The sequence below is a fragment of the Ottowia sp. genome, assembly GCF_047601385.1.
Classification (GTDB): domain Bacteria; phylum Pseudomonadota; class Gammaproteobacteria; order Burkholderiales; family Burkholderiaceae_C; genus Ottowia.
On the sequence record NZ_JASGJP010000001.1, the window covers coordinates 1,290,361 to 1,307,300 of the forward strand.

The window sequence follows — 16,940 nt, forward strand, 5'->3', positions numbered from 1 at the left end:
CTCCGCTCCTCGCGGAACCGCCCGGCCCGCCAGCGCTGGCGCCGGGCGGTTCGTTTTTTCCCCGCACACGCCGAGTACAACACCGTGCAAGCCTTCGAGCGCATCTTCCTCGCCGTCAACCGCTGGGCGCTGATCCTGCTGCTGGCCGCCATGTCGGTCATCATCTTCACCAACGTGGCGATGCGCTACACCACCCACGAATCGCTCGAATGGGCCGAGGAGGTGTCGCGCCACATGATGATCTGGCTGACCTTCCTGGGCGCCGGGCCGGTGCTGCGCTACGGCGGCCACATCGCGGTGGAGAACCTGCAGGATGCCCTGCCGCGCGCCGGCGGCATCGCCATGCGGGCCGTGGTGGCGGCGCTGCTGTTCGCCTTCTTCGGCTTCATGGTGTGGTACGGCTGGCTCTACATGCAGCGCACCCTGTTCCAGCTCACGGCGGTCACGCAGATTCCGTTCGCCTACATCTACAGCGCCATGGCGATCGGCGGCGTGCTGCTGATCGTGCACCTCCTGCTGATCGTCAAGGGCTACGTGCTGCGGCGCGAGTTCGCCTCCGATGCGCACTTCGACGCCGACGCGGCGGCATCCCTGTAGAGAAGCGCGCGGCCATGATGGACCCGAGCTTCCTGCTGATCGTCTCCGCCTGCGTGTACCTGGCCATCGGCGTGCCGGTGGCCTTCGCGCTGGGGCTGGCCACCGCCACCACGCTGATCCTGGCCGAGAACTACCCGCTGATGGTGCTGCTGAAGGAGACCTTCACCGGCATCGACTCCTTCCCGCTGATGGCGGTGCCCTTCTTCATCCTGGCGGCCGAGCTGATGAGCGGCGGCTCGCTCACCGAGGTGCTGCTGCGCTTCGCCGGCCAGTTCGTGGGGCACAAGCGCGGCGGGCTGGGCTACACCAACGTGGTCTCGCTGACCTTCTTCTCGGGCATCTCCGGCTCGGCGCTGGCCGACGCGGCGGGCCCGGGCGCCATGCTGATCCGCATGATGGACAAGGCGGGCTACGACCGCTCGTACGCCGCGGCGCTCACCGCCTCCACCGCCATCGTGGGGCCGATCATCCCGCCCTCGATCATCATGATCATCTACGCGCTTCAGGACGAGACGGTGTCGGTGGGCCAGCTCTTCGTGGCCGGCATCATCCCCGGCATCCTGATCGCGGTGGCGATGTGCGTGGTCAACTACCGCGTCTCGAAAAAGCGCAACTACAAGGGCGACGGCCAGCTGCCCCCGCTGCGCGAGATCCTGCTGACGACCTGGAAGGCGCTGCCCGCCATCCTGCTGCCGGTGGTCATCCTGGGCGGCATGCGCGCCGGCTGGTTCACGCCGACCGAAGCCTCGGTGGTGGCCGTGTTCTACGCGCTGGTGTGCGGCAAGTTCGTCTACCGCACGCTGGCCTGGAAGGCGCTGCCCGACATCCTGGCCCGCTCGGCGCTGCTGTCGGCCTCGGTGCTGATCATCATCGGCCTCTCGGCCTCCTTCGCCTGGGTGCTGACCATCGAGGGCATCCCGCAGCAGCTGGCCGAGTGGCTGGTCGGCATGAACCTCACGCCGTGGATGTTCCTGATCGTGGTGAACATCTTCCTGCTGCTGTTCGGCATCTTCATCGAGCCGCTGCCGGGCGTGATGGTGCTGGCGCCGATCCTCGCGCCGGTGGCCGTCAAGCTGGGCGTGGACCCGGTGCACTTCGCGATGATCGTCATCGTCAACCTCACGCTGGGCATGATCACGCCGCCGGTGGGCGGGCTGCTGTTCGTGACCTGCAACGTCTCGAAGGTGCCGATGACGGCGCTGGTGCGCGAGCTGGTGCCCTTCCTGTGGGCGCACGGCGCGGTGCTGGTGCTGCTGACCTTCATCCCGCCGCTTTCCACCTGGCTGCCGCGCGCGCTGGGCTTCAAGTAGGCCCGATATACTGGCGGCCGTCAGGAGAGAGCGCTGCGCGGCAGCGCCGCCGAAGGCGCAGGCACCCGCCGGAACGCTCAGGCAAAAGGACTGGCAAGCGCCCCGGCGACGGGGCGTTCCCCTGCTGGAGAGAGAAGGCCCAACGCCTTCCACCGAAGGAGCAAGCGCGGCATCGCCCGCGTGAATCTCTCAGGTAAAGCGGACAGCCGGGCAAGCCCACGGCCCCTCGGGGCCGGTGCGTGACCACCTTGCCCGAGAAAACATGCCATGTCCGAGCCCGCCGATCTGCTGAAAACCCCGCTGCACGCGCTGCACCTGGAACTGGGCGCGCGCATGGTGCCCTTCGCCGGCTACAGCATGCCGGTGCAGTACCCCGCCGGGCTGATGGCGGAGCACAAGCACACGCGCGCGGCCGCCGGGCTGTTCGACGTGTCGCACATGGGCCAGCTCCGGCTCGTCGGCCCCGACGCCGCTGCGGCCTTCGAGACGCTGATGCCCGTGGACGTGATCGGCCTGGGGCTGGACAAGCAGCGCTATGGCCTGCTGCTGAACGACGAGGGCGGCATCATCGACGACCTGATGTTCGTCAACCGTGGCGATCACCTCTTTGTCATCGTCAACGGCGCCTGCAAGGCGGGCGACATCGCCCACATGCAGGCGCGCATCGGCGGCCGCTGCCAGGTCGCTCCGCTGCCCGAGCGCGCGCTGCTCGCTTGCCAAGGCCCGCAGGCCGCCGCCGCGCTCCAGCGCCTGGTGCCGGGCGTGGAGAAGCTGGTCTTCATGACCGGCGGCGCCTTCGACTGGCAAGGCGCAAACCTGTATGTCACCCGCAGCGGCTACACGGGCGAGGACGGTTTCGAGATTTCGATCGACGGTGCGCGCGCTGAAAGCCTCGCCCGCGCCCTGCTCGCGCAACCCGAGGTCCGGCCCGTCGGCCTGGGCGCGCGCAACTCGCTGCGGCTGGAAGCCGGCCTGTGCCTGTACGGCAACGACATCGACGCCACGACCACGCCGCCCGAGGCCGCGCTGAACTGGGCGATGCAGAAGGTGCGCCGCAGCGGCGGCGAGCGCGCCGGCGGCTTCCCGGGTGCCGACAAGGTGCTGGCGCAACTGGACGGCACGGAAGCGCCCAAGCGCAAGCGCGTCGGCCTGATCGCCAGGGAGCGCGTGCCGGTGCGCGAGCCCGCGCCGCTTCAGAACCTCGACGGCCAGGCCATCGGCCGCGTCACCAGCGGCCTGCTGGCCCCCAGCCTCGACCAGCCCATCGCCATGGCCTGCGTCGAGCCGGACTACGCCGCGCTCGGCACCGAGGTCTTCGCCATCGTGCGCGGCAAGCCGGTGCCGATGGTGGTGTCGGCGATGCCGTTCGTGCCACCCCGGTATTTCAGAGGCTAATCGGCCTCCAGCGCCCGTCCATCAACCGCGAGCAGCTCATTTTTCAGGAGCAATTTATGACCATCAAGTACACCGAAGACCACGAATGGGTTCAAGTCGAGGGCGACGTCGCCACCGTCGGCATCACCGGGCACGCGCAGGACGCGCTGGGCGACGTGGTGTTCGTCGACCTGCCCGAGGTGGGCAAGACCTACGCGCAGAAGGACGTGGCCGGCGTCGTCGAATCCGTGAAGGCCGCCGCCGACGTGTACATGCCCGTCAGCGGCGAGGTCACCGAGGTCAACGAGGCCCTGCGCGCCGACCCGGCCCTGGCCAACAGCGACCCGATGGGCGCCGGCTGGTTCTTCAGGGTGCGGCTGTCCGCCCCGGACGAAGTGGCGGCGCTGATGGACGAGGCGGCCTACAAGGCGTTCACGGGCTGAGCCACCCATGCGCCCCGCACCCGACCTGACCGAGCTGGAGAACCACGCCGAATTCACCGCCCGCCACATCGGCCTGACGGCTGCCGACGAGCAGCACATGCTCTCGGTCGTCGGCGAGGCCTCGCGCCAGGCGCTGATCGACTCCATCGTGCCGCGCAGCATCGCCCGTGCCGCGCCCATGGACCTGCCGCCGCCCGCCAGCGAGGCCGAGGCGCTGGCCGAGCTGAAGGCCATCGCCGGCCGCAACCAGTTGCTGAAGAGCTTCATCGGCCAGGGCTACCACGGCACGCACACGCCGGGCGTGATCCTGCGCAACATCCTGGAGAACCCGGCCTGGTACACCGCCTACACGCCCTACCAGGCCGAGATCAGCCAGGGCCGCATGGAGGCGCTGGTCAACTTCCAGACCATGGTGACCGACCTGACGGGCATGGACATCGCCAACGCCTCCATGCTGGACGAGGCCACCGCCGCCGCCGAGGCCATGACGCTGGCGCGCCGCTCGGTCAAGGCCCAGGGCAGCGTCATCGTGGTCAGCGGCGACGCGCATCCGCAGACCATCGAAGTCATGCGCACGCGCGCCGCGCCGCTGGGCCTGGCGGTGAAGCTGGCCAACTCGGCCGCCGAATGGGACGCCGCCATCGCGGCCGACGACTACTTCGCCGCCCTGATCCAATACCCCGCCAGCAGCGGCTGGCTGATGGACTGGAGCGGCGAGGTGGCCAAGATCCACGCCAAGGGCGCGGCCGCCATCTTCGCCGCCGACCTGCTGGCCCTCACCCTGCTCAAGACCCCAGGCGAGATGGGCGCCGACATCGTCGTCGGCAGCACGCAGCGCTTCGGCATGCCGATGGGCGCCGGCGGCCCGCACGCCGCCTACATGGCCTGCCGCGACGCCTACAAGCGCAGCCTGCCCGGCCGCCTGGTGGGCGTCAGCGTGGACGCGCACGGCGCCCCCGCCTACCGCCTGGCGCTGCAAACGCGCGAGCAGCACATCCGGCGCGAGAAGGCCACCAGCAACATCTGCACCGCGCAGGTGCTGCCAGCGGTGGTGGCCAGCATGTACGCCGTTTACCACGGCCCCGAGGGCCTGGCGCGCATCGCCCGACGCGTGGCGCGCCTCACCGCCATCCTCACGGCCGGCCTGAAGCAACTGGGCTTCACCGCCACGCACCACGGCTCGGCCTTCGACACCATCAGCATCAAGACCGACGATGCTACCGATACCATAGCTGCCCGCGCAGTCCAGATGGGCGCCAACCTGCGAAAAGCCTGGGATGTCTACCTGTGCGCCTCGCTTGACGAGACCAGCACCCGCGCCGACGTGGCGCTGCTGTGGCGCATCTTCGCCGGAGAAGGCAAGCCGCTGCCCGACTTCGACGCGCTGGAGCAAAGTGCGCCCGACCTGATCCCGCCCGAACTGCGCCGCACCAGCGCCTACCTCACGCACCCGGTGTTCAACACGCACCACAGCGAGACCGGCATGCTGCGCTACATCCGCAGCTTGAGCGACAAGGACCTGGCGCTGGACCGCAGCATGATCCCGCTGGGCAGTTGCACCATGAAGCTGAACGCCACCAGCGAGATGATCCCCATCACCTGGCCCGAGTTCGCCCACGTGCACCCCTTCGCGCCAGCCGATCAATTGAAAGGCTACGCGCTGCTGAACGAGCAGCTCTGCCGCTGGCTCGCCGCCATCACCGGCTACGCGGGCGTCAGCCTGCAACCCAACGCCGGCAGCCAGGGCGAATACGCCGGCCTGCTGGCCATCCGCGCCTGGCACGCCGCGCAGGGCCAGCCGCAGCGCGACGTGTGCCTGATCCCCAGCAGCGCGCACGGCACCAACCCCGCCAGCGCGCAGATGGCGGGCATGCAGGTGGTGGTCACCCGATGCGACGAGAACGGCAACGTCGATATGGACGACCTGCGCGCCAAGTGCGCACAGCACCGCGAGCGGCTGGCCTGCGTGATGATCACCTACCCCAGCACGCACGGCGTGTTCGAGACCCAGGTGAAGGAACTGTGCGCGCTGGTGCACCAGCACGGCGGCCGCGTCTATGTCGATGGCGCCAACCTCAACGCTCTGGTCGGCGTGGCCGCGCCGGGCGAGTTCGGCGGCGACGTGAGCCACCTCAACCTGCACAAGACCTTCTGCATCCCGCACGGCGGCGGCGGGCCGGGCGTGGGGCCGGTGTGCGTCGTCGAAGACCTGGTGCCCTACCTGCCGGGCCACGCGACGGCGGGCGACGAGCGCGCCATCGGCGCCGTGAGCGCAGCGCCCTACGGGAATGCGGCCGTATTGCCCATCTCGTGGATGTACATCCGCATGATGGGCGCCGAGGGCCTGAAGCACGCCACCGAGGCCGCCATCCTCAGCGCCAACTACATCAGCAAGCGCCTGAAGGACCACTACCCCACGCTCTACGCCTCCGCCAACGGCCACGTCGCGCACGAGTGCATCCTGGACCTGCGCCAGCTCAAGGACGGCAGCGGCGTGATGGCCGAAGACGTGGCCAAGCGCCTGGCCGACTACGGCTTCCACGCGCCCACGCTCAGCTTCCCCGTCGCCAACACGCTGATGGTGGAGCCCACCGAGAGCGAGGACCTGGCCGAGCTGGACCGCTTCATCGACGCCATGATCGCCATCCGCGAGGAGATCCGCCGCGTGGAGCGCGGCGAATGGCCGCAGGACGACAACCCGCTGAAGAACGCCCCGCACACCGCCGCCAGCCTGATGAAGGCCGACTGGCCCCACCCCTACCCGCGCGAGGTGGGCGGCGTGCTGGCCCAGCGCGCGCAGGGCGGCGTGAAGTACTGGCCCCCCGTCGGCCGCGTGGACAACGTGTACGGCGACCGCAACCTGTTCTGTAGCTGCGTGCCGGTAGAAGACCTGGCATGACCGAGGCGCCCACGGTGCAGGTGCGACGCGCCGACTTCCGCGACGCGCGCGACCGCGCCGCCCTGGTCCGGCTGCTGAACGCCTACGCCCTCGACCCCATGGGCGGCGGCGCGCCGCTGGCCGCCGAGGTGCAGGCGCGCCTGTGCGACGACCTGGCGCGCCTGCCCAGCGCCGCCAGCTTCATCGCCTGGCGGGGTGACGCGCCGGTGGGCCTCGCCAACTGCTTCGAGAGCTATTCGACCTTCAAGGCGCGGCCGCTGCTGAACCTGCACGACCTCGTGGTCGATGCCGCGCACCGCGGCCGCGGCGTCGGCCAGGCGCTGATGGAGGCGTGCGAAGCCCACGCCCGCGAGCGCGGCTGCTGCAAGCTCACGCTGGAAGTGCTCAGCGGCAACCAGCGCGCGCTGCGCAGCTACGAACGCTTCGGCTTCGCCCCCTACGCGCTCGACCCGCGCGAGGGCCAGGCGCTGCTGATGCAGAAGTGGCTCTGAGCGCTCCTGTCCGATTGCTATTCTTATCATAGCTTCCAGCGCTTGCTGCACAAGCGCTAGAGGCCTTTTTTACCTGAAACCCGCAGGATCTGCTCCTTCAGCCACCGCAGGCCGGCCGAGTGCTCCTGCTTGCGGTGCCCGATCAGGCTGACCTGGATCGGAGGCACGTCGAACGGAAACTCGGCCACCTGCAGGCCGTAGCCCGGCGCGAAGTGCCGGGCCAGCTGCCGGGGGATGGTGCCCAGCAGGTCGGTGCTGGCGACCAGGGCCGGGATGGCCAGGTAGTGCGGCACCTGCAACTGCACGTTGCGCCGCACCTTGGCCGAGCCCAGCACGATCTCCAGCGGGCTGCCGCGCCCCGCGCGGGGCAGGATCGAGACGTGCCGCGCCGCCAGGTAGGCCGCCTGGTCCATGCCGCCGGCGAACGCCGGGTGCCCGGCGCGGCCGATGACGGCCAGGGACTCCTCGGCGATCGGCTGGTAGAGCAGATCGCGGTCGTCGAAATGCAGGTAGTCGATGGCCAGGTCCAGCTCGCCGCTGGCCAGGCGCTGGAGCAGCAGGGCGCCATCGTCGGGCAGCACCTGCAGCGCCACGTGCGGCGCCAGTTGCCGCAGCTGGGCCATCAGGGCGGGCAGCAGGCGCAGTTGCGCGTCGTCGTTCATCGACAGCCGGAAGATGCGCTCGGAGCCCGTATCGAACGGCTCCTGCGCGCCGTCGATGCCGAACTGCAGCGTGTGCAGGGCCTGCCGCACGCGCTTGTGCAGCGCCAGCGCCTCGGGCGTGGGGTCGAGCCCCTTGGCCGTGCGGTGGAACAGCGGCTGCCCCAGCTGCTCGCGCAGGCGGCCCAGCGCGTTGCTCACGGCCGGCTGGCTCTTGTGCAGCCGCTCGGCCGCGCGCGACAGGTTGCGCTCCTGCATCAGCGTGTCGAACACGCGCAGCAGGTTCAGGTCGATGTGCTGCAAATTCTGTTTCATAAATAAAGCTCATCACGAATATCCATTGGCCTGAGGATGATGGCATTCATAGACTGCCAGGCCAATAGCGCTACCCATAACCACAACCCAAGGAGACATGATGGACATGCAGGTTCAACCGCAGGACGCGCCGTGCGGCGCGCTCATCCGGGGCGTCGATCTGAGCCGCCCGCTCACCGGCGCGCAGGTCGCCGGGATTCGCCGGCACTGGCTCAAGCACCAGGTCGTCGCCTTCGTCGACCAGGACCTGTCCGTCGAGGACATCGAGCGCTTCGCCCTCACCGTCGGCCCCTTCGGCTCCGACCCCTTCTTCGAGGCCATCCCCGGCCACCCCCACGTCGCCCAGGTGCGCCGCGAGGCGGACGAGAAGACGCCCATCTTCGCCGAGGTCTGGCACTCCGACTGGAGCTTCATGGCGCAGCCGCCGGCCGCCACGGTGCTGTACGGCAACGTCATCCCGCCCGTGGGCGGCGACACGCGGTTCACCGACTTGTATGCGGCCTGGGAGACCCTGCCCGCCGGCCTGAAGACCCAGGTGGAGGGCCGGCGCGCCATCCATTCCGCCGGCCGCGCCTACGCGCGCGACGGTGCCTACGGCGAGAAGGACAAGGGCCGCTCGATGAAGATCCGCTACTCGGACGACGCGCTGCACGCGCAGTACGCGCACCCCATCGGCCGCGTGCACCCCGAGACCGGGCGCACGGCCCTGTTCGTCAGCATGGGCTACACCGTCGGCATCGAGGGCATGAGCACCGAGGAGGCCACGCCCATCCTGCACGCGCTGTTCGCGCACCAGAACCGCAAGGAGTTCGAGTACAGCCACCGCTGGTCGCAGGGCACGCTGCTGATGTGGGACAACCGCTGCGTCAACCACGCCGCCAGCGGCGGCTACGACGGCCACGCCCGGCTGCTGCACCGCATCACGGTGGCGGACCGCACCTTCCAGTAACGCACAGGAGGACTCCCGCATGACCGAATGGATGAACGACGCGCGCCGCGCCGGCCTGCGCGCGATCTGCGACACCGTGGTGCCCGCCATCGCGCGCGCCGACGACCCCACGGGCTTCTGGGCGCGCAAGGCGACCGACGTGGGCACCGACCAGGCCATCGCCGCCGCGCTGGCCGCCATGCCCGCCGCCTCGCGCGACGGCCTGCTGGGCCTGGTGGACGGCCTGGTGGCGCAGGGCATCGTGGGCGCCTCGCAGCTGTCGCGCGAGCAGATCCTGTCGCGCACGGCGCTGCTGGGGCCCGAGGCGGCCTTCGGCATCGGCTCGCTGGGCGGCCTGGTGCGCCTGATGGCCTACGGCCTGCCCGACGCCACGGGGCAGAACCCGTTCTGGCGCCAGTTCGGCTACCCCGGCCCGGTGCGCGCGCCGTCGCAGGCGCCCAAGCCGATCCGGCCGCTGGTGCCCCAGGACGGGCAGACCCTGAACGCCGACGTGGTGGTGGTCGGCTCGGGCTCGGGCGGCGGCGTGATCGCCGGCAAGCTGGCGGCGGCCGGGCGCAAGGTGGTGGTGCTGGAGGCGGGCGGCTACTTCGACGAAGCCGACTTCAACCAGCTCGAACTCTGGGCCTACCAGAACATGTACTGGCGCGGCGGCCCCACGCCGGCGGCCGACCTCAACATCTCGCTGATGGCGGGCACCACGCTGGGCGGCGGCAGCACCGTCAACTGGAGCAACTGCCTGCGCACGCGCGACTGGGTGCGCGACGAATGGGCGCGCGAGCACGGCCTGGAGGGCGTGGACGGCCCGGAGTTCGACCGCCACCTCGACGCCGTCAGCGCGCGCATCGGCGTCAACGATCAGTGCTCCGACTTCAACGGCCCCAACCAGCGCATCATGGACGGCGCCGGGCGGCTCGGCTGGTCGTCCGGGCGCCTGTCGCGCAACGCCGACCGCGCCACGTACGACACGGACTGCGCCGGCTACATGGGCTTCGGCGACCCCTCGGGCTCCAAGCTCGGCACCATGAAGACTTACCTTCAGGACGCCTTCGACGCCGGCGCCGACATCCTGGTGCGCTGCCGCGCCGACAAGGTGCTGGTCGAAGGCGGCCGCGCGGCCGGCGTGGAAGCCACCTACCGCGACCCGGTCACGGGCGCCACGGCGAAGATCACCGTGCGCGCGCCGCAGGTGGTGGTGGCCGGCGGCTCGCTCGAATCGCCGGCACTGCTGCTGCGCTCCGGCATCGGCGGCCCGGCGGTGGGCCAGTACCTGCGGCTGCACCCCTGCACGGCCGTCACCGCGCTGTACACCGAAGACCAGCGCGCCTGGTGGGGCGCGCCGATGACGGCCGCGATCGACGAGTTCGAGCACCCCGAGCACGGCTATGGCTTCCTCATCGAGGCGCCGCACTACTCCATCGGCACCTCGGCAGCGCTGCTGCCCTTCACCACGGCTGCGGCGCACAAGGAGACCATGAGCCAGATGGCCAACGGCGCCAGCACCATCGGCCTGACGCGCGACCACGGCCACGGCCGCATCACCCTCGACGCCAGCGGCGAGGCGGTGCCGACCTACGCGGTCACCGACCCGATCGACATCGCCAACCTGCACAAGGGTGTGGAAGCGCAGGTGCGCATGCACCATGCGGCCGGCGCGCTCCAGATCATCGGGCTGGCCGCCGGCGCGCCCGCCTGGCGCTGGGGCGACGACCTGGACGCCTACATCGCGCGCCTGAAGAACATCCCGCTGCGCTTCGGCGGCTTCAGCCTGTTCAGCGCGCACCAGATGGGCACCTGCCGCATGGGCAGGGATCCGGCCACCAGCGTGGCCAACCCGCAGGGCGAGCTGCACGACACGCCCGGCGTGTGGATCGGCGATGCCAGCGCCTTCCCCACCTCAAGCGGCACCAACCCCATGCTTTCGGTCATGGCGCTGGCCCACCGCACGGCCGAGGCGGTGATTGCCGCCGCCGGCCGCTGATCTTTCTCCCCTCTCCCCTCGCGGGAGAGGGGCCGGGGGAGAGGGGGCGCATGCAACCAGTGCGGCGCTCGTTGCACGCGCTGCCGCCCCCTCTCCCCAGCCCTCTCCCACGAGGGGAGAGGGAGTCATACCCTGGAGACACACAGCATGAACACACCCAACGCCATTCCGGCACACGACAGGTTCTACATCGGCGGCCAGTGGGTCGCGCCCGCGCCAGGCCATGCGCTGCACGACGTCGTCAGCGCATCGACCGAGGAAGTCATCGCCCGCGTGCCCCTGGGCGGCGCGGCCGACGTGGACCGCGCGGTGCAGGCCGCGCGCGCCGGCTTCGAGGCCTGGTCACAGTCCGACCTGAACACCCGCGCCGAGGCGCTGTCCGCCATCCACGCCGCGCTGGCCGCGCGCGGCGACGAGATCGCGGCGCTGATCTCGCGCGAGATGGGCATGCCCGTGGCGACCTCGCGGCTGATCCAGGCCGGGCTGCCGGCCTGGTCCTTCGCCACCATGGCCCGGCTGGTGCACGAGTTCACCTGGCAGGAGGAAGTGGGCAACTCGCTGATCGTGCGCGAGCCGATCGGCGTGGTCGGCGCCATCACGCCGTGGAACTACCCGCTGCACCAGATCGCCGCCAAGGTGGCGCCGGCCATCGCGGCGGGCTGCGCCATCGTGCTCAAGCCGAGCGAGGTGGCGCCGCTGTCGGCCTTCGTGCTGGCCGAGATCATCGATTCGGTCGGCCTGCCGCCGGGCGTGTTCAACCTCGTCACCGGCACCGGGCCGGTGGTGGGCGAGGCGCTGGCCACGCACCCCGGCGTGGACATGGTCTCGCTGACGGGCTCGACGCGCGCCGGCCGGCGCGTGGGCGAGCTGGCCGCGCAGACCATCAAGCGCGTGTCGCTGGAGCTGGGCGGCAAGTCGGCCAACATCATCCTCGACGACGTGGCCGGCGCCGACTTGCAGGCCGCCGTGGTCGATGGCATCCAGAAGTGCTTCCTCAACTCCGGCCAGACCTGCACCGCCTTCACGCGCCTCCTGGTGCCGCGCGCGCGGCTGGCCGAGGTGGAGGCCATCGCCGGCTTCGCGGCCCAGGCCGCCAAGCTGGGCGACCCCTTCAGCCCCGACACGGCGCTCGGCCCGATGGTGACCCAGGCGCACCGCGAAACCGTGCGGCGCTACATCCGCAAGGGCATCGAGGAGGGCGCCCGGCTGGTCTGCGGCGGGCCGGAGCCGGTCGAGGGCCTCGCCAAGGGCTGGTTCGTCAAGCCGACGGTGTTCTCCGACGTGAAGCCGGGCATGACCATCGAGCAGGAGGAGATCTTCGGCCCGGTGCTGTCGATCATTCCCTACGACAGCGAGGACGAGGCGGTGCGCATCGCCAACGGCACGCCCTACGGCTTGTCGGGCGGCGTGTGGAGCGGCGATGCCGCGCGCGCCGAGCGGGTGGCGCGCCGCCTGCGCACCGGCATGGTGGACATCAACGGCGGCGTCTTCAACCCGATGCAGGCCTTCGGCGGCTACAAGCAGTCGGGCAACGGGCGCGAGCTGGGCGCGCACGGGCTGGCCGAGTTCACCGAGATCAAGTCGATGCAGCGCTGAATCTGATTCGACACTATCCTGGGGCACACCCGCCGATGTGCCTGCTTCTTTTCCCGAGACCCTTGCCATGAGCACCCCACCCGCGCCGCCCGCCGGCGGCGAGACCTTCGACTTCCTCGTCATCGGCGCCGGCATCTCCGGCATCGGTGCTGCCCGCTATCTGCGCCGGCACTTTCCCGACGACCGCTTCGCCGTGCTGGACGCCATGGACGGCTACGGCGGCACCTGGTGGACGCACCGCTACCCCGGCGCCCGCTCCGACAGCGACCTCTACACCTACGGCTACGGCTTCAAGCCCTGGCGCGGCCGCTCCATCGCCACCGCCGACGAGATCCGCGCCTACCTGGGCGAGGTGATCGACGAGAACGACCTGGCGCCGCGCATCCACTGCGGCCACCAGGTCACCGCCGCCGACTGGTCCTCGCGGGACCGGCTCTGGACGCTGCAAGTCCGGCGCACGGGCTCCGGCGAGACGCTGGCGCTCTCCACCCGCTTCCTGTGGATGTGCTCGGGCTACTACGACCATGCCCAGGGCTACACGCCGCAGTGGCCGGGCCTGCACGACTTCAAGGGCCGGGTGGTGCACCCGCAGCACTGGCCGCAGGACCTGGACTGCGCCGGTAAGCGCGTGGTGGTCATCGGCTCGGGCGCGACGGCGGCCACGCTGATTCCGGCGCTGGCCGACTCGGTGGCCCACGTCACCATGCTGCAACGCTCGCCCACGTTCTTCTCGGCCCAGCCCTGGTCGCACGAGCTGGAGGCGCCGCTGCGCGCGCTCGACCTGCCCGACGAGTGGCTGCACGAGATCCTCAAGCGCGCCCACCTGGCCCGCAACGCCGAGGTGGTGCGCACCTCCTTCGAGCACCCGGAAGCACTGCGCGCCTACCTGATCGACCAGATCCGCGGCCACCTGCCCGAGGACTTCGACGTGGACCGGCACTTCAACCCCCGCTACCGTCCCTGGCAGCAGCGCGTGGCCGTGGTGCCGGACGGCGACCTGTTCGCCGCCATCCGCGGCGGCAAGGCCTCCGTCGTCACCGACGCCATCGCGCGCTTCGACGCCACCGGCATCCGGCTGGCGAGCGGCGAACACCTGGATGCGGACATCATCGTCACCGCCACCGGCTTCAACCTGAAGCTGTTCGGCGGCGTGCCCTTCAGCCTGGACGGCGCGCCGGTGGACTTCTCGCAGCGCGTGACCTGGCGCGGCGTGATGATCGAGGGCGTGCCCAACATGGCCTATATGCAGGGCTACTTCCGCTCCAGCTGGACGCTGCGCGTGGACCTGGTCTGCGAGCTGGTCTGCCGCATCGTGGCGCACATGCGCAGCCAGGGCCGCCAGGTGGTGGTGCCCACGCTGGACGACCCCGGCATGCCGCGCCGCCCCTGGATCGACCCCGACAACTTCAACGCCGGCTACGTGGTGCGCGCCCAGGAGCGCATGTACAAGCAAGGCGACCGCCACCCCTGGCGGCACGACCTGGAATACCACGAGGAACGCGCGATACTGGGCACCGTGCAGCCCGGCGAAAGCGCCCTGTCCTACCAGTGAATTCCCTTTCAAAACCCAACGGAGACTCCCCCATGCCCCTCGACCCCCACATCGCCGGCGCCCTCCAGATGATGGCCGCCTCGGGCGCCAAGCCCATCCACGAAGTCTCGCCCGCCGAAGCACGCGCCGGCTTCCTGGCCCTCACCGCCGGCACGCGCACCCCTGAGCAGACCACCCCCGTCGCCAGCGTGCAGGACAGCACCGTGCCCGGCGCCGCCGGCCCGCTGAAGGCGCGCATCTACCGGCCCGAAGGCGCCGGCCCCTTCCCCACCGTGGCCTTCTTCCACGGCGGCGGCTACGTCATCGGCGACCTCGACACGCACGACAACACCTGCCGCGACATCTGCCGCGGCGCAAAGGCCGTGGTGGTGTCGGTGGACTACCGCCTGGCGCCCGAGCACCCCTTCCCCGCCGGCATCGACGACGCCGTGGCCGCCGCCAAGTGGGTGGCGGCCCACGCGCGCGAGCTGGGCGGCAACGACACCGTGGCCGTGGCGGGCGACAGCGCCGGCGGCAACTTCTCGGCCGTGGTGGCGCAGCAGCTGCGCGATGCCGGCATCCGGCTGGCGGCGCAGTTCCTCATCTACCCGGCCGTGGACCATGCCACCGCCAGCTACCCCAGCGTGGAGCAGAACGGCAAGGGCTACTTCCTCGAAACCGAGACCATGGCCTGGTTCTACAACCACTACGCCGCCGGCTACCCCGACCCCATGGACGCGCGCCTCGCCCCCCTGCGGGCCGCCAGCCTGGCCAACCTGCCGCCGGCCGTGGTGGCGACGGCCGAGTTCGACCCGCTGCGCGACGGCGGCATCGCCTACGTCGAGGCGCTGAAGGCCGCCGGCAACCAGGCCGAGCACATCCCGGGGCCCGGCATGATCCACGGCTTCTACGACATGGGCCGCTGGTCGCCCGGCGCGCAGGCCATCGTGCAGCAGGGCATCCAGCGCTTCGGCGAGGTGCTGCGCGGCGCCTGACGGCGCACCGGTTCAATCAAAAATCATAGCTGCCCGCGCTTGCTGGACGGGCGCTGAAGGCCGATTTGGCTTGAAACTCAGCCGTCCTGCCGCTCGTGCAGGCGCTGGAAGAACATGGGGTAGATCCGCTCGACCGTGGGGCCGTCGAAGTCCCAGGTCTTGCACTTGCCCAGGAAGGCGGGCGGCCGCTTCGGCGGCGGGCCGCCCACGCCCCTGGCCATGGTCTGGAAGGCGGCGGTGGCCATGTTGAAGAGCAGTTCGCGCAGGTGCGCGCAGCCCTGCACGCCGCCCAGGTGCTCGTCGATGGACCGGCGCCAGCCGCGCGCCAGGCTGCAACCCACCATGCGCTGCATGGGCGCGGCCGCCTCCGGGCAGGGGCCGTGCGGCACGTGCTCCATCGCCACCTCGATGGCCCGCACCACGGCGCGGTCGTCCACCGTCAGGCGGATCAGCATGCCGTGGATGGGCTGGCCCGGCGCCCAGCCGCGGTCGCCCGGCACGTCGAATTGATAGGTTTTGGTGTCGCGCATCTCGGCTTCGACGTCCCACAGGCCGTCGTCGCGCCGGTAGCCGCGGTAGACGACGTCGCGGTTGTGCAAGTGGGTGCGGGCGGCGGGAGGAGAAAGCGGCACGGCGGTGAATCCTGCGGAATCGTGGGGTGGAGAACAGCGCCGATTTTCGCGGTTGGGCGGCCATCGTGCTGGCGGCGCGCGCTACGATGCATCCACGCCCTCCTGCCACCGCACGCCATGTCCTCACCCGCAGCCCCTCTTCATCCCGGCACCCTCGCCGACGTGCGCGGCATCGAGGTCGGCCACTTCACCGACCCGCGCCGGCCCACCGGCTGCTCCGTGGTGCTGGCGCGCGCCGGTGCGGCCGGCGGCGTGGACGTGCGCGGCGCCGCGCCCGGCACGCGCGAGACCGACCTGCTCGATCCCGCCAACCTGGTGAACGTGGTGCACGCCGTGCTGCTCAGCGGCGGCAGCGCCTGGGGGCTGGACGCCGCCGGCGGCGTGATGCGCTGGCTGGAGCAGCAAGGCATCGGCCTGCCGGTGGGCGCCGCGCCGGGCCAGCGGGTGCCCATCGTGCCGGCGGCGGTGCTGTTCGACCTGCACGTGGGCGACGCGCGCATCCGCCCCGATGCCGAGGCCGGCTACGCCGCCTGCGCGGCCGCGTCGCGCCAGCCGCCGGCGCAGGGCAATGTCGGCGCCGGCGCGGGCGCCACCGTGGGCAAGCTGTTCGGCATGGCGCATGCGATGAAGGGCGGCATCGGCAGCGCCAGCGTGCGCGTGGGCGAAGTCACGGTGGGCGCGCTGATCGCCGTCAACGCGCTCGGCGACGTGGTGGACCCGAACACCGGCGCGCCCATCGCCGGCGCGCGCACCGAAGGCGGCACGGCCCTGCGCGGTAGCGTGCGCGCCGCGCTGGCGGGCGAGGCGCCGCAGTCGATCCTGGCCGGCAGCAACACCACCATCGGCGTGGTCGCCACCGACGCGCCGCTCACCAAGGCACGCGCGCAGCGCCTGGCCGGCGCAGGGCACGACGGGCTGGCGCGCGCCATCCGCCCGGTGCACACCATGAGCGATGGCGACACGCTGTTCGCCCTCGCCACCGGCCAGGCCCCGGCGCTGGACTTCAACGTGCTGTGCGTGATGGCCGCCGAGGCGGCGCAGCGCGCCTGCGTCAACGCCGTGCGCGCGGCCAGCGGGCTGCGCGTCGGCGATGCCTGGTGGCCGTCGGCAGCCGACCTGGGCTGATGCGCACCGCGGCCACGGTTACCTGATGCTACCAATTTGGAAGCTG

14 protein-coding genes and 2 riboswitches are annotated in these 16,940 nt (G+C 70.9%); of the genes, 12 read left to right on the forward strand and 2 right to left on the reverse strand.

What is annotated here, in order from left to right:
- The first annotated feature begins 84 nt into the window (after nucleotides 1–84).
- The 6 genes from QM772_RS06240 (at nucleotide 85) to QM772_RS06265 (ending at nucleotide 7,114) form a co-directional block, all read left to right on the forward strand.
- A complete protein-coding gene (locus QM772_RS06240; RefSeq protein ID WP_415134623.1) occupies nucleotides 85–597 on the forward strand; it encodes a TRAP transporter small permease in 513 nt (170 codons plus the stop codon).
- A 17-nt stretch (nucleotides 598–614) separates the two neighbouring features.
- Nucleotides 615–1,907 carry a TRAP transporter large permease gene (locus QM772_RS06245; protein ID WP_415139493.1) on the forward strand — a complete coding sequence of 431 codons (1,293 nt, stop codon included), beginning with the start codon at nucleotides 615–617 and terminating at the stop codon, nucleotides 1,905–1,907.
- A gap of 11 nt (nucleotides 1,908–1,918) precedes the next feature.
- Nucleotides 1,919–2,006: riboswitch (glycine riboswitch) on the forward strand.
- A 15-nt stretch (nucleotides 2,007–2,021) separates the two neighbouring features.
- A riboswitch (glycine riboswitch) is annotated at nucleotides 2,022–2,123 on the forward strand.
- Between the two features lie 51 nt (nucleotides 2,124–2,174).
- A complete protein-coding gene (gene gcvT / locus QM772_RS06250) occupies nucleotides 2,175–3,302 on the forward strand; it encodes a glycine cleavage system aminomethyltransferase GcvT (RefSeq protein ID WP_415134625.1) in 1,128 nt (375 codons plus the stop codon).
- A 56-nt stretch (nucleotides 3,303–3,358) separates the two neighbouring features.
- Nucleotides 3,359–3,724 (forward strand): glycine cleavage system protein GcvH, encoded by a 366-nt coding sequence (gene gcvH / locus QM772_RS06255; RefSeq protein ID WP_415134627.1) that lies wholly within the window; start codon nucleotides 3,359–3,361, stop codon nucleotides 3,722–3,724.
- Nucleotides 3,725–3,731: 7 nt separating this feature from the next.
- Nucleotides 3,732–6,623, forward strand: coding sequence for an aminomethyl-transferring glycine dehydrogenase (gcvP, locus tag QM772_RS06260; RefSeq protein ID WP_415134629.1), 2,892 nt, complete (start codon nucleotides 3,732–3,734; stop codon nucleotides 6,621–6,623).
- Complete coding sequence (locus tag QM772_RS06265; RefSeq protein WP_415134631.1) at nucleotides 6,620–7,114, forward strand: GNAT family N-acetyltransferase; 495 nt, start codon at nucleotides 6,620–6,622, stop codon at nucleotides 7,112–7,114. The genes gcvP and QM772_RS06265 overlap by 4 nt, the downstream gene beginning before the upstream one ends.
- Nucleotides 7,115–7,170: 56 nt before the next feature.
- On the opposite strand, the gene QM772_RS06270 is transcribed toward QM772_RS06265, so the two are convergent.
- Nucleotides 7,171–8,088, reverse strand: coding sequence for a LysR family transcriptional regulator (locus tag QM772_RS06270; RefSeq protein WP_415134633.1), 918 nt, complete (start codon nucleotides 8,086–8,088; stop codon nucleotides 7,171–7,173).
- A 106-nt stretch (nucleotides 8,089–8,194) separates the two neighbouring features.
- On the opposite strand from QM772_RS06270, the gene QM772_RS06275 reads away from it, so the two are divergent.
- From QM772_RS06275 to QM772_RS06295, 5 genes are all read left to right on the forward strand, one after another.
- A complete protein-coding gene (locus QM772_RS06275; RefSeq protein WP_415134635.1) occupies nucleotides 8,195–9,037 on the forward strand; it encodes a TauD/TfdA dioxygenase family protein in 843 nt (280 codons plus the stop codon).
- Nucleotides 9,038–9,056: 19 nt separating this feature from the next.
- Nucleotides 9,057–11,015 (forward strand): GMC family oxidoreductase N-terminal domain-containing protein, encoded by a 1,959-nt coding sequence (locus QM772_RS06280; protein ID WP_415134637.1) that lies wholly within the window; start codon nucleotides 9,057–9,059, stop codon nucleotides 11,013–11,015.
- A 165-nt stretch (nucleotides 11,016–11,180) separates the two neighbouring features.
- The gene (locus QM772_RS06285) at nucleotides 11,181–12,611 is read left to right on the forward strand and encodes an aldehyde dehydrogenase family protein (RefSeq protein WP_415139495.1); all 1,431 of its coding nucleotides are present in this window, start codon (nucleotides 11,181–11,183) and stop codon (nucleotides 12,609–12,611) included.
- A gap of 67 nt (nucleotides 12,612–12,678) precedes the next feature.
- Nucleotides 12,679–14,163: a flavin-containing monooxygenase gene (locus QM772_RS06290; protein WP_415134639.1), complete on the forward strand. Its 1,485-nt coding sequence runs from the start codon at nucleotides 12,679–12,681 to the stop codon at nucleotides 14,161–14,163.
- Nucleotides 14,164–14,195: 32 nt separating this feature from the next.
- Complete coding sequence (locus tag QM772_RS06295; RefSeq protein WP_415134641.1) at nucleotides 14,196–15,137, forward strand: alpha/beta hydrolase; 942 nt, start codon at nucleotides 14,196–14,198, stop codon at nucleotides 15,135–15,137.
- 77 nt (nucleotides 15,138–15,214) lie between these two features.
- Here QM772_RS06295 and QM772_RS06300 read toward each other — a convergent pair whose 3' ends face one another.
- Nucleotides 15,215–15,769: a DUF2889 domain-containing protein gene (locus QM772_RS06300; protein ID WP_415134643.1), complete on the reverse strand. Its 555-nt coding sequence runs from the start codon at nucleotides 15,767–15,769 to the stop codon at nucleotides 15,215–15,217.
- A 117-nt stretch (nucleotides 15,770–15,886) separates the two neighbouring features.
- Here QM772_RS06300 and QM772_RS06305 point away from each other — a divergent pair, with 117 nt between their 5' ends.
- On the forward strand, nucleotides 15,887–16,894 hold the full coding sequence (locus QM772_RS06305; protein WP_415134645.1) for a P1 family peptidase: 1,008 nt from the start codon (nucleotides 15,887–15,889) through the stop codon (nucleotides 16,892–16,894).
- The last annotated feature ends 46 nt before the right edge of the window (nucleotides 16,895–16,940 follow it).

What these genes read in the sequence shown, in the direction of transcription:
- QM772_RS06245 (WP_415139493.1), top strand. Translation starts at nt 615, where the DNA reads ATGGACCCGAGCTTCCTGCTGATCGTCTCCGCCTGCGTGTACCTGGCC.
- gcvT (WP_415134625.1), top strand. Translation starts at nt 2,175, where the DNA reads ATGTCCGAGCCCGCCGATCTGCTGAAAACCCCGCTGCACGCGCTGCAC.
- gcvH (WP_415134627.1), top strand. Translation starts at nt 3,359, where the DNA reads ATGACCATCAAGTACACCGAAGACCACGAATGGGTTCAAGTCGAGGGC.
- gcvP (WP_415134629.1), top strand. Translation starts at nt 3,732, where the DNA reads ATGCGCCCCGCACCCGACCTGACCGAGCTGGAGAACCACGCCGAATTC.
- QM772_RS06265 (WP_415134631.1), top strand. Translation starts at nt 6,620, where the DNA reads ATGACCGAGGCGCCCACGGTGCAGGTGCGACGCGCCGACTTCCGCGAC.
- QM772_RS06270 (WP_415134633.1), bottom strand. Translation starts at nt 8,088, where the DNA reads ATGAAACAGAATTTGCAGCACATCGACCTGAACCTGCTGCGCGTGTTC.
- QM772_RS06275 (WP_415134635.1), top strand. Translation starts at nt 8,195, where the DNA reads ATGCAGGTTCAACCGCAGGACGCGCCGTGCGGCGCGCTCATCCGGGGC.
- QM772_RS06280 (WP_415134637.1), top strand. Translation starts at nt 9,057, where the DNA reads ATGACCGAATGGATGAACGACGCGCGCCGCGCCGGCCTGCGCGCGATC.
- QM772_RS06290 (WP_415134639.1), top strand. Translation starts at nt 12,679, where the DNA reads ATGAGCACCCCACCCGCGCCGCCCGCCGGCGGCGAGACCTTCGACTTC.
- QM772_RS06295 (WP_415134641.1), top strand. Translation starts at nt 14,196, where the DNA reads ATGCCCCTCGACCCCCACATCGCCGGCGCCCTCCAGATGATGGCCGCC.
- QM772_RS06305 (WP_415134645.1), top strand. Translation starts at nt 15,887, where the DNA reads ATGTCCTCACCCGCAGCCCCTCTTCATCCCGGCACCCTCGCCGACGTG.